This window comes from Tamlana carrageenivorans, from assembly GCF_002893765.1.
In the GTDB taxonomy this organism is placed as follows: domain Bacteria; phylum Bacteroidota; class Bacteroidia; order Flavobacteriales; family Flavobacteriaceae; genus Pseudotamlana; species Pseudotamlana carrageenivorans.
In genome coordinates, this window is the sequence record NZ_CP025938.1 from 1331981 (window position 1) to 1343800 (window position 11820).

At 33.6% G+C, this 11820-nt stretch carries 13 protein-coding genes; 8 read left to right on the top strand and 5 right to left on the bottom strand.

The genetic code is table 11. The features are described 5' to 3' along the window. Positions 1-10: 10 nt before the first annotated feature. Both C1A40_RS05975 and C1A40_RS05980 read left to right on the top strand, forming a co-directional pair. A complete protein-coding gene (locus C1A40_RS05975) occupies positions 11-1012 on the top strand; it encodes an acyl-ACP desaturase (protein WP_102995099.1) in 1002 nt (333 codons plus the stop codon). 92 nt (positions 1013-1104) lie between these two features. Beyond that, a complete protein-coding gene (locus C1A40_RS05980; protein ID WP_102995100.1) occupies positions 1105-1761 on the top strand; it encodes an HD domain-containing protein in 657 nt (218 codons plus the stop codon). Positions 1762-1850: 89 nt separating this feature from the next. Here the strand turns inward: C1A40_RS05980 and C1A40_RS05985 are convergent, their stop codons facing one another. Continuing rightward, a complete protein-coding gene (locus C1A40_RS05985) occupies positions 1851-2726 on the bottom strand; it encodes an AraC family transcriptional regulator (RefSeq protein WP_102995101.1) in 876 nt (291 codons plus the stop codon). Between the two features lie 204 nt (positions 2727-2930). On the opposite strand from C1A40_RS05985, the gene C1A40_RS05990 reads away from it, so the two are divergent. From C1A40_RS05990 to C1A40_RS06015, 6 genes are all read left to right on the top strand, one after another. Then, a complete protein-coding gene (locus C1A40_RS05990; protein ID WP_102995102.1) occupies positions 2931-3530 on the top strand; it encodes a hypothetical protein in 600 nt (199 codons plus the stop codon). A gap of 258 nt (positions 3531-3788) precedes the next feature. Continuing rightward, the gene (locus tag C1A40_RS05995; protein WP_158651298.1) at positions 3789-4250 is read left to right on the top strand and encodes a hypothetical protein; all 462 of its coding nucleotides are present in this window, start codon (positions 3789-3791) and stop codon (positions 4248-4250) included. A gap of 337 nt (positions 4251-4587) precedes the next feature. After that, a complete protein-coding gene (locus C1A40_RS06000) occupies positions 4588-5187 on the top strand; it encodes a hypothetical protein (RefSeq protein ID WP_102995104.1) in 600 nt (199 codons plus the stop codon). Between the two features lie 285 nt (positions 5188-5472). Further along, complete coding sequence (locus tag C1A40_RS06005) at positions 5473-6078, top strand: hypothetical protein (RefSeq protein WP_102995105.1); 606 nt, start codon at positions 5473-5475, stop codon at positions 6076-6078. Positions 6079-6680: 602 nt separating this feature from the next. Beyond that, positions 6681-7286: a hypothetical protein gene (locus C1A40_RS06010; RefSeq protein ID WP_102995106.1), complete on the top strand. Its 606-nt coding sequence runs from the start codon at positions 6681-6683 to the stop codon at positions 7284-7286. Positions 7287-7499: 213 nt separating this feature from the next. Next, positions 7500-8003: a hypothetical protein gene (locus C1A40_RS06015; protein ID WP_102995107.1), complete on the top strand. Its 504-nt coding sequence runs from the start codon at positions 7500-7502 to the stop codon at positions 8001-8003. Between the two features lie 6 nt (positions 8004-8009). On the opposite strand, the gene istB is transcribed toward C1A40_RS06015, so the two are convergent. The 4 genes from istB to cas1 all read right to left on the bottom strand — a co-directional run bounded on the left by istB (position 8010) and on the right by cas1 (position 11808). Further along, positions 8010-8750 (bottom strand): IS21-like element helper ATPase IstB, encoded by a 741-nt coding sequence (gene istB / locus C1A40_RS06020; protein WP_102995108.1) that lies wholly within the window; start codon positions 8748-8750, stop codon positions 8010-8012. A 37-nt stretch (positions 8751-8787) separates the two neighbouring features. Then, the gene (istA, locus tag C1A40_RS06025) at positions 8788-10341 is read right to left on the bottom strand and encodes an IS21 family transposase (RefSeq protein WP_102995109.1); all 1554 of its coding nucleotides are present in this window, start codon (positions 10339-10341) and stop codon (positions 8788-8790) included. 238 nt (positions 10342-10579) lie between these two features. Further along, complete coding sequence (cas2, locus tag C1A40_RS06030; protein ID WP_102995110.1) at positions 10580-10918, bottom strand: CRISPR-associated endonuclease Cas2; 339 nt, start codon at positions 10916-10918, stop codon at positions 10580-10582. Positions 10919-10920: 2 nt separating this feature from the next. Further along, positions 10921-11808 (bottom strand): type II CRISPR-associated endonuclease Cas1, encoded by an 888-nt coding sequence (cas1, locus tag C1A40_RS06035; RefSeq protein ID WP_102995111.1) that lies wholly within the window; start codon positions 11806-11808, stop codon positions 10921-10923. Positions 11809-11820 lie beyond the last annotated feature (12 nt).

Consider the following 11820-nt stretch of genomic DNA (forward strand, 5'->3'; position numbering starts at 1 on the left):
ATTACAAACCATGTCATTAAAAAATAAAAGGTTAGAAGTCATGCAGTTTTTGGAAAAAGACGTTGACGCCCTAATGGAAAAATATTTAATTCCTATTGATTCCATTTGGCAACCAACCGACTTTTTACCGAATTCTGAAACTACAGATGATAAGTTTTTCGAAGAAGTAAAAGAAATTCGTGAACTTGCCAAAGAACTCCCTTATGATTTTTGGGTGGTTTTAGTAGGTGATATGATTACCGAAGAAGCCTTACCAACTTACGAATCGTGGTTAATGGATGTTGAAGGCGTCAACCAAATGGACGGTAAAGAAAACGGTTGGTCAAAATGGGTACGCCAATGGACCGCCGAAGAAAACAGACACGGCGACGTTCTAAATAAATACCTTTATCTATCGGGCAGGGTAAATATGAAAGAAATTGAAATAACCACTCAGCATTTAATTGCCGATGGTTTTGATATTGGTACAGACCGCGACCCTTATAAAAACTTTGTATATACCAGTTTTCAAGAATTAGCAACTTACATTTCGCATAATCGCGTTGCAAAAATAGCAAAAGACGTGGGCAACAAACGTTTGTCTAAAATGTGTAAAATTATATCTGGTGATGAAATGCGCCATCACCATGCCTATTCAGATTTTGTAGATCGTATTTTTAAAGTAGATCCAAGCCAAATGATGATGGCTTTTCATTATATGATGAAACAAAAAATTACCATGCCTGCACATTTCTTAAGAGAATCTGGCGGTAAAATAAGTTCTGCTTTTGAAGAGTTTTCAAACACAGCACAGCGAATTGGAGTTTACACTTCTACCGATTATGTTGATATTCTTCAGAAATTAATAGACCGTTGGGAAATCGATAAAATTACTGGATTGAATGACGAAGCTGAAAAAGCTAGAGATTATTTAATGAAACTTCCTGCCAGAATGTACCGTTTAGCCGACCGCATGAAGATTCCTGAAAATTCTTTTCAATTTAAATGGGTGGAGCCAGCTATTATTAAATAGATTGTTAATTCGTTTCACTGAAAAACACAATATTATAATTACATAAATTCATTCCTTTCAGTTTAACTGGAAGGAATTTTTTCTTTTAAAATATGCACACTTCCGAAGTTATCATTAATAAAACCATTGCCTTTGTAAAATCGACTTTAGCCCATGCCGAAGGTGGCCACGATTGGTTTCATATAGAACGGGTTTATAAAAACGCGTTGCTTATAGCCAAAACTGAAAAAGCAAACGATTTTATAATTGCTTTAGGCGCGTTACTTCATGATATTGCCGATAGTAAGTTTTATAACGGCGATGAAACTGTTGGCCCTAAAAAAGCACAAGCCTTTCTTTCGGAATTAAAGGTAGATGAGGCCGTAATTACTCATGTAGTAAATATCATCAAACATATTTCGTTTAAAGGTGGCAATGAAACGCAAACATTTACATCGCCCGAATTAGCCATTGTTCAGGATGCCGATAGATTGGATGCTATTGGCGCCATAGGTATTGCGAGATGCTTTAATTATGGCGGATTTAAAAATCGTGCACTTTACAATCCGGATATTACTCCTAATTTAAATATGACAAAAGCCGAATACAAAAACTCAACTGCACCAACTATAAATCATTTTTACGAAAAACTTTTGCTACTAAAAGATCGCATGAATACCGAAACAGGAAAAAAAATAGCCCTAGAACGCCATAATTATATGTTAGGCTTTTTAGAGCAATTCTACAAGGAGTGGGAAGGACTGAAATAATATAATTATAGGCTACTATAAATAAAAATCTCAGATGGATTAAAGCCAATCTGAGATTTTTAGGTTATAACACAATGGGGACATCACCCCTAACTAATCATCTTTTTAATTTCCTTTCTATAATTTGAGGCACTTTTACCGGTAATATCATTAAAAGTTTTATTAAAGTGCGAAAAGTTATTAAATCCACACTCAAAACAAACATCGGCGATACTCATTTCTAACTCTTCAGAAAGTAATTTGGTCGCATGTACCACACGGTATTCATTAACAATTTGTGTAAAGGTTTTACCAGTGGCCTTTTTAAAGTACCTACAGAAGGCCGGAACCGTCATACTAACCTTGTCTGCAATTTCATCTAAGGCTATATGGTGCGTAAAGTTTTTATTCACATATTTAAAAATCACACCAATTTTAGCACTGTCTTGTGCTTCGGCTTCGAAAGCCAAACCGTCGGCATTCAATAAACTATAATCGTCGGTTTTGGATAAATAACGTAGAATCTCCAAAAATTTAATAACACGCTTTAAGCCTTTATATTCATATAATTTTTCAATTTTCGGACCTATTTTTTGCTTGGTTTCTACTTTAAAGCGAATACCCTTTTTAGCCCTTTCAAATAAAGCCGCGATATTGGCCATTTCGGGAACATTTAAAAAATCGTCTCCTAAAAAATTAGATTTAAACTGTATAGTCGTTTCTGTACCATTAGCGGTTAAACGGTCTGTAAAACCATTATGAGGTAAATTAGAACCTATTAATATTAACTGACTGTTGTTAAAATAGGACAAGTGTGTACCAATATGAGTCTTCCCTTGTCCTTTATTTATATATATAAGTTCTAATTCTGGATGGAAATGCCAGAAGGCGCCATTCTTATCTACCTGTTCTACATGCTGTTTAACCAAGATCGAGCTACCAAAACTTGGACTTAGCTTCTTTAATGTGGGTTTCTTAGCAATCATAATCGAGGGTTTTTATTAGCAAAATTAATACATATTATGCATACGTTGTATATTTATTTAACTCAAATATATGTTAAATTAACTTCACTCACAGTTAACAATTACTTAATAGATAAAATAGCATATAAATAAGCCAAAATTGATGTTTTGTAACCTCTGCATCTCACATATCTTTGTACCGTTGAACGTTATAAACGACTCACTATGAAAAACATACTTACACTAACGAAAAAAGGGATCTTGATAGTTGCTATGCTTGCAACCGTTTTAGGTTTCGCTGAAGGAGATGCTAAGGTTATCGTAAAGAGAGACGCAAAAAAAACGACTATAACATTAGAGGATGTCAAACCGGGCGATTTAGTTTCTATAAAAGACAACCAGGGTATCATCATTTTTAAAGAATCGGTAGAAACTACTGGTACTTATAAAAAAGGATTTGATTTAACAGAATTAGCCAATGGCGATTATGTTTTCGAAATTGATAAAGATTTAGAAGTAAACACGATTCCATTTAAAGTTCGTGCTAATGAAATTGAATTTGATGAATCTGAAGAATCAACATATTTTAAACCACATACAAAGAAGGAAGCCGATTTACTTTATGTAACCAAACTTTGTTCTAACAATGAAGCAACCATCATTAATATTTTTAATGAAGTTGAACAAGGTACCTACAAAATGGTTCATTCGGAATTGATCGAGAATACCTTAGCTATCAAAAAGGTTTATAAATTGAATAAAGGAAATTATAAAATTACAATACACTCTAATAATAAGGAGTACACAAAATTCATTAATAATTAGTTTAATGTCTTATTTAGTTTAGTTTAGTTGGTAAAGTGGGCTGTGGTGGCCCACTTTTTTTTGTTTTATTTTTTAGGTTATGCGACTTAAACTTCCATAGGATTTGTTTTTACCTTTATAAGACATGAAAACACAACTTTGAAACCTCTTATTGTTGCGTAGCATAATCACACAGAATCAATATAGCACACATTATAATCAATTACGATGTTTTAAAATGAAGACTATTCTTATAAATTTACACATAAATACCTCATTTTGAAAAACATAACTCGTCTCTCACAAAATTTACTGCTTTTAACAGTCTTGTTATGCAGTTTACAAGGCCATGCAAAGAAAGCCGCTTATTACAATGTTAAAAATTCTAAAAAACAATCCTTATTAAGATTGAACGATATTTCCAAAGGAAGTTCATTATTATTACTAAATGACAAAAACCAGATTTTATTAAATAAACACCATCGAAATATTTCGGCGTTAGACCTGGACCATATTAAAGATGGGCATTATACCATTAAAATAATAAACTCGGCGGAAGTTATGAGAATACCTATAATTATTTCATCAGGTATGGTATTCATAAACAACAAAGAAACACTTATAAATCTTAAACAATTTCAAAGTTTTTGCCATATTAAAAATATTTATGATCACAGATCACAAATCAGACTTTATGATGAGCGAAAAAAATACAAAAACCATTTACTAAACTCATTCTAACCCCCCTAAAATGAGATGATGTTAAAAGGGATCGTTTATATAGTATGCTATTATCATATTATATGGCACCCGTAAAAATATTTTTAACCTTAGCAATAAACATCGGTTTCATAAGCGCCACCACACAAATCAAACTTTAGCCGCTTTCTCAAATGACCTCCTTTTTTAGCAGCATTGGAGAAATTACCAAAATTACCTCTAATTTAACCTATTCCCCTTCAAACTTCCCCAACTCTATCCAACGGTTAATTTAACACACAAGTTGGTCAATTTCAGTGTTTTACACCTAAACCATCTCCCGTACCTTTGCAGTATCAAAATAGAAAATTTATATATTATGAATAACATATTGACAAACACAAAAAAAGGTTTTTTAATGGTAGCGTTATTAATTTCTACCTTAAGTTTCGCAAACGAAAATGCTTTCTATAGCATAAATGCTGAAGGTAACAGAACAACCTTAACATTAAATTACGCGAAAGAAGGTACTGCCTTAGCTATTAAAGATGCCAATGGATCCGTTTTATATTCTGAAACTATTAAAGCCACTGGGAGATACAAAAGAGATTTTGATCTAAACTTTTTACCAAATGGAAACTATTTTTTTGAAATAAACAAAGATTTAGAGATTAAAGAAATTCCATTTACTTTAAATGCTGGAGTTGCAAAATTCAATAAGGAAAAAGTGGTTTATAAACCGTTTATTAGAGTAGAAAACGATTTATTATACATTACTAAATTAGCAGTAGATGGTGAACCTTTAGACGTAAAAATTTATTTTACTGAAAAAAACAAACACAATTCGACACTTTTGGTTTCAGAAAAACTTAAATCGACCGATAAAATCGAAAAAGTATATAAATTAGAAGGTATGAACAAAGGTGAATTCCAAATTATATTACACTCTGGAAATAGAAGCTTTGAAAAAAATATTTAAACTAATTTTAGTTTTATATCACAAGGGTAATCTTTTTAAAGGTTGCCCTTTTTTTTTATTCGAACTTAAAGGAATACTTACAATAACGCGATAATATAACATCATAAAAACACGTAAAAACCACAAAACAAAACACAATTACCTAGCTTATATGCTAAATTAACTTAACACAAAATCAACATTAATATAACAGATAATCTAGCATACAAATTCGTCAATTCCCATGTTTTTCAGGATCTGCTTGCGCCATATCTTTGTGGTATACAAAAGATAAAATTATTTACTATGAAAAATATAATTAAAAACGCAAAAAAAGGAATCTTACTATTAGCATTAACGGTAACTATGGTAAGTTTCGCAAATGAAAATTCAATTTACAACGTTTCTGTTGTTGCAAACAAAACAACTTTAACTATTAACCATGTTAAAGAAGGTAACTTGCTTTCACTTAAAAATGCTTTAGGACAAGTAATCGCTTCAGAAACGATTAAAACTACTGGAAAATATACTAGAGAATTTGATTTATCTTTCTTATCAAATGGAAATTACATGTTTGAAGTAGATAAAGGTTTAGAGATTAATGAAATTCCTTTTTCAATAAAATCTGGTGAAGCTTTATTTAATAAGAATGAAGAAAAAGTAATTTACAAACCTTTCATTCGTGTGTCTGCAGACATGGTATTTGTTAGCAAATTAGCCATTGACGGAGAACCATTAGATATTGAAATTCTTTTCACTCCAAAAAACAGCATGAATTCTACGGTTGTAGTTTCAGAAAAAATAAAAAATAAAGATAAAATTGAAAGAGCTTACCAATTAAGCAGTGCTAGACCTGGTGAATACCAAGTGATTCTTCGCACTGCTGGAAGAAGATTTGAAAAAAAGATCTAAGAAATTTTAGTTTAGTTTAGTTGAAAAAAGGTGACCTCAAATAGGGTCGCCTTTTTTATTTTATTAAAGAGTCATGAATGCAATACTTGTATTTCATTCATTTAACTGTAAGCTTGCAACAGGGTCTTTATGGCGATTGCAAGTTTAAAACTGAAAAAGGAGTTAAATGAACAAAGGCAGGAATTTAACTAATTAGCACAAATTTTGACTTGTTAGGTGTATAAGTTTTAAAAACATTATTAAGATACACCCTAATATTCACTATGGGTTTTATTCTCCTTTTCAATATCATGATAACTTAAAAAACAACACACTTTATTAATAATGCAAAAGTGATTAGAAAATACGTCTTAAATAATAAACATTTCATCACTTAGGCTGTACTCTCACTGAGAAAGAGGCTTATAGCCTTTCTGGCTTCAGCTATAATAACACCTTAAAATAATTCCGATAAATTAACCTTTTTATATGCTAAATTAACTTAACACAAAATCAACATTAATATAACAGATAATCTAGCATACAAATTCATCAATTCCCATGTTTTGCAGGATCTGCTTGCGCCATATCTTTGTGGTATACAAAAGATAAAATTATTTACTATGAAAAATATAATTAAAAACGCAAAAAAAGGAATCTTACTATTAGCATTAACGGTAACTATAGTAAGTTTCGCAAATGAAAATTCATTTTACAACGTTTCTGTTGTAGCAAACAAAACAACTTTAACTATTAACCATGTTAAAGAAGGTAACTTGCTTTCACTTAAAAATGCTTTAGGACAAGTAATCGCTTCGGAAACGATTAAAACTACTGGAAAATATACTAGAGAATTTGATTTATCTTTCTTATCAAATGGAAATTACATGTTTGAAGTAGATAAAGGTTTAGAGATTAATGAAATTCCTTTTTCAATAAAATCTGGTGAAGCTTTATTTAATAAGAATGAAGAAAAAGTAATTTACAAACCTTTCATTCGTGTGTCTGCAGACATGGTATTTGTTAGCAAATTAGCCATTGACGGAGAACCATTAGATATTGAAATTCTTTTCACTCCAAAAAACAGCATGAATTCTACGGTTGTAGTTTCAGAAAAAATAAAAAATAAAGATAAAATTGAAAGAGCTTACCAATTAAGCAGTGCTAGACCTGGTGAATACCAAGTGATTCTTCACACTGCTGGAAGAAGATTTGAAAAAAAGATCTAAGAAATTTTAGTTTAGTTTAGTTGATAAAAAGGTGCACCTTCTGTAAGGTGCACCTTTTTTATTTCCATTAATTTTAAAAAGAGACCTGAATAAACATGGTTTCTTAATCACACCTAAAAGGAGAATTTAACACATAATTGCGTCCATTTCAGTGTTTTACGTCAGGATTTTAATTGTTAAGTTTGATATGTTGAACGTTAAAAACACTTTATTATGAAAAACGTACTTAAACATTCAAAAAAAGGAATCTTGATGGTAATGATGTGCACTGCCATGCTAAGTTTTGCAAATGAAGTTCCATTTTTTAACATTAAAAATGAAACATCAAGCACCTCTCTAGTTTTAAAACGTGTTAAAGCAGGGAATTTATTATCGATTAAAGATAGTCATGGCGTGATTGTACATAAAGAAGTAATACAGACCACAGGAATTTTATCTTCCAATTTCGACCTTACCTTATTGCCCAATGGCGCATATAAGTTTGAAATAGACAAAGGCCTTATAATAAGTTCAATTCCATTTTCTGTAAAATCTGGATTGGTTTTATTTAAAAAGGAAAAAGAAGAGATCATTTACAAGCCTCCTACGCGTATTGAAGGCAATGTGGTTTACATTAGCAAATTGGCTTTAAATGGCGAACCTGGCTATTTCGGAGTGACCATGCCACGTATTTCGGTCAAACCGTGCCACTTTAAGAGATCATACAATAATAGTTAAATTTAATTAATACTGTTCTTTCAACTTACCTTTTCTCAAGGATTCTCCAGTAAGGTTTATCCTATGCGATGAATTTACAATACGATCTAGTATCGCATCAGCGATAGTGCTTTCGCCGATAATATCGTACCAAGCGGATACAGGTATTTGTGAAGCTACAATCGTTGCTTTTTTATCATGTCTTTCATCGATTATGTCCATAAGCGCCTCTCTGTCCTGATTGTCGAAGCTCTGTAAACCAAAATCATCAAGGATAAGCAGATCTACTTTTAATAGTTTTGCAAGTTCTTTAAGGTAAGTGCCATCTACTTTACTTAGTTTTAATCGTTTCATCAGTCTAGCAGTATTTGTGTATAGGGTTCTTTTATTCATCATACAAGCTTGATGTCCCAATGCCTGAGCTATATAACTTTTACCCACTCCAGAGGATCCTGTGATAATCAAGTTTTCCTTTTTTTGTACAAAATCTAGAGTAGCCAAACGCTCGAACATATTTCTGTCCAAGCTTCTGTTGTGCAGGTAATTAATATCTGTAAGTGTAGCTCCCTGCTTAAAGGCTGCTTGCGTTGTAAGCCTTTTTATCTTTCTATTCTGAAGGTCTTCCCATTGGTGATCGGTAAGCAATGCTAGATATTGATCTGGCGTAAGACACTCTATTCGGTTATCACTAAGGTGGTTGTGATGGAGTTCAGCTATAGCTGTTAATCTCATTTTTCTGAGTTTTTCGATGGTGTGATTTGTATTCATATATGTATAAAATTTAAGTGATTTTTTCGTGTTGTTTTTACTTATAATTGGATGCCCCACGGATGTTCGCATGCTTGGGGATATGAGAACCTCGGTCTGTTTCTTCTTGTAGGAATAAGGAGCTTTGATCTAGATTATTCTTCAGTATGTTGGTTATCCTGTTGTAGCTTACAGCATCAGCCTGTATGGCTCTTTTGCAAGCATTATCTAACCTTTGGGAGCCATAAGACTTATGGAGTTGTATAACGCCCATAGCTCTTTTATACCCTGTTTCAGGATAATCCAACGCAGCAATAATCCGCTCGACACATGCTGCAACATAACTACCATGGACAGCTGCCTTGTTCTTAAAGTATTGCGGACTCCACTGGCTGTATTGTTTATGAGAACTACTAAGGTGATCCTTGTTGGTTATGTATGCGCCTTTGGAACCGCTACGTTGGTGTATAGCTATGCGCTGTTGATTATAATACACCTCTACCATGCCTTTGGTATAGTGTAGCGTGGTTTCCTTGCCAATGTAACGATATGGAACGCTGTAGTAAGTCTTATCTGGTGAAAAATAGATATAGCCTATTTTCTGAACCTTAGCTCTTCTATATTCTTTTATCTCGTAGCGTGTACTGCTTAAGGGTTTTAGATACTCTCGTTCGACGCTTTGGAAGAGCTCCAGACGACTAGCTTCTTTGCGTTGGAATAATAGGTTGTTGTAGCACTCTAGCAGAAGTTTTATCTCTTTGTTTAGATCTGCTAAAGAAAAAAAGGTCATTTCCCGAAGGGGATAATAAATCCGTTGATAAGCTAGATGCACCGCGTTTTCCACCAGCGCTTTATCTTGAGGGGAGTAACTACGCGTTGGATTGACCACGCAGTTGTAATGGCGGGCAAAGTCTTTAAAACTACGGTTAACCTGAGCTTCGTATCTACTAGATCTGGTAACGGCTGATTTTAGATTGTCTGATACGATGGCCTTGGGTACTCCCCCGTAGAAATGAAGGGCGTTTTCGCAACAACTTATAAAATCTTCACGCTTTTGGCTCATACAAGCCTCAACATAGGTATACTGACTGTTAGGGAGCATGGCAACAAAGACCTCTACTGGAAGTATCTCGCCTGTGATTTTGTCTACTATCTGAAGTTTTTTTCCAGCAAAGTCCACGAATATCTCTTTCCCTGCCTCGTGTTCAAGTTTCATAGATCCCTTGATCTTGGCATATTTACGATGGTAATGCTCCATGAATTGAGTGTAACTATAAGGGTCTTTAACCTTTTGACTATATTCTGTGTAGTGGTACAAAAAAGTAAATCCTGGGTGGTTCCGAGCCTTATTAATACTTTCAAAATAAAACATCAATTCATCATAGCGTTTGTTATTTATGGTTGTATGAGATGTAAAGAGCTTTTCTAGGGTGTGGTTGTCTAGCTTTAATAACTCCTTAAAACTATAACCACTACCTTTAAATAGGTGTATATAGCTATTTATAGTGTTGCGGCAAATGCCAAGTGTGGCTCCAATTTGACGGTTACTATAACCATCTTGTTTTAAGTTGATAATTTGTTTTAGGTCCTTTGGATCAAGTGTGTTGGCCATATCGCTTTTTAGAGCAATAAGGTAATTACTTGATCTCTTAAAGTGGCACAAATCGAAACGGAAACATTGGCACAAATCAAACCGTTTTTAGCTAACTCAATTTCCGTGTGGCACAATTTAAACCGAAATCAACGGCACAGTAACTCCGAAATCACTGGCACAAATCGAACCGTGTTAGCCAATCTAATTACACGCATAACATAACGACTCCGCTTGAAGCACCTTTAAAAAGGTAATTTTAAAATAATTCTAATTGCTGGGTAACACCCGGTAAATCGGTAGGCTTTTTACCGTGAAACAGCTCCATATTACCAAACTGTTTATCGGTAATACACAAAACTCCTATTTTTCCGTGTTTAGGCAAAGCCTTTTTCACTCTTTTAATATGCACATTTGCATTTTCGCGGCTTGGGCAATTACGGAGGTATATGGAAAATTGAAACATATCAAAACCATCTTTTAATAGATTTTTCCGAAACAAGCTAGCTGCTTTTCGCTCTACTTTAGTTTCGGTTGGTAAATCAAAAAACACCAAAACCCACATAATTCTATACGCATTAAATCTGTCTTGAGACATGGTTAATCTAATTCAGGATATTTTATCTGTCTTAATTCTCCTGTGTAACATTTATACAAAGAAGCCGTAGTAGTTGTTACTGCTATCATTAAAGGCCTTTGTTGCCCATCTATCCAAACATCTTGTGTAGCAATACCTAACAAATATGCTTTTACTTCTTTAGTAAGCGCATCGGTTTCGCCATTATTATTTACATAATTTACCACCATTTTATCCACAAATGGGCGATAAGGCTCCATAATATCATCTGCTAAACAATAGGGGTTGTATTTATTTTTATGAAACAATCCCAAAACAGGTAATAATCCAGAACTCACCAAAGCCCTAGCTACAATACTACGCAAAATTGCATATCCAAAATTTAGAAGCGCATTTGGAGCGTCGCCAAATCGATTACGCTGAAAATCAGGAAACAAATGTTTCCAATAATGTTGTGCTGCTTTCCCTTCAGTATTAGTTGTATCACCACTTTTGGTGGTGGTACGATACATCTCCATAGGCTCATGCACACGGTTGTTGAGTTTCAGTAAGGCTTCTTGATTTTTAATTTTTTGAATCACAGTTTGTTTCCATAACTGTTTTTTTAAAGGATCACTAACCTCTAATTGATACTTAACACGTTCTGAATGTTCTGTATGACCATACAATGGTAAGGTAATCCCAAAAGGCAGGTGGTGTGCATCGCAGGTTACAATGCACACGCCGTTCCCTTGTAAACTATTAATAACCTGCGTACTGATAGTAATTTGATAATGGTCCAAAACCAACAAGGCCATATCTTCAATAGGTACAGAACCTTTTACATCTCCCAAAGGTTCTTGCACTAACAATTGTTGGTTCTTTAATTTGAGGTGGGCTGGGTTTCCTATATAGACAGTGCGTTTTATCATAACATATTATTG

Bases quoted from the DNA above. Each gene is read 5' to 3' on its own strand.
- C1A40_RS05975 (WP_102995099.1), top strand. From the start codon at position 11: ATGTCATTAAAAAATAAAAGGTTAGAAGTCATGCAGTTTTTGGAAAAA.
- C1A40_RS06015 (WP_102995107.1), top strand. From the start codon at position 7,500: ATGAAAAACGTACTTAAACATTCAAAAAAAGGAATCTTGATGGTAATG.
- C1A40_RS05985 (WP_102995101.1), bottom strand. From the start codon at position 2,726: ATGATTGCTAAGAAACCCACATTAAAGAAGCTAAGTCCAAGTTTTGGT.
- C1A40_RS05980 (WP_102995100.1), top strand. From the start codon at position 1,105: ATGCACACTTCCGAAGTTATCATTAATAAAACCATTGCCTTTGTAAAA.
- cas1 (WP_102995111.1), bottom strand. From the start codon at position 11,808: ATGATAAAACGCACTGTCTATATAGGAAACCCAGCCCACCTCAAATTA.
- istB (WP_102995108.1), bottom strand. From the start codon at position 8,750: ATGAATACAAATCACACCATCGAAAAACTCAGAAAAATGAGATTAACA.
- istA (WP_102995109.1), bottom strand. From the start codon at position 10,341: ATGGCCAACACACTTGATCCAAAGGACCTAAAACAAATTATCAACTTA.
- C1A40_RS06005 (WP_102995105.1), top strand. From the start codon at position 5,473: ATGAAAAATATAATTAAAAACGCAAAAAAAGGAATCTTACTATTAGCA.
- C1A40_RS05990 (WP_102995102.1), top strand. From the start codon at position 2,931: ATGAAAAACATACTTACACTAACGAAAAAAGGGATCTTGATAGTTGCT.
- C1A40_RS06010 (WP_102995106.1), top strand. From the start codon at position 6,681: ATGAAAAATATAATTAAAAACGCAAAAAAAGGAATCTTACTATTAGCA.
- cas2 (WP_102995110.1), bottom strand. From the start codon at position 10,918: ATGTCTCAAGACAGATTTAATGCGTATAGAATTATGTGGGTTTTGGTG.
- C1A40_RS06000 (WP_102995104.1), top strand. From the start codon at position 4,588: ATGAATAACATATTGACAAACACAAAAAAAGGTTTTTTAATGGTAGCG.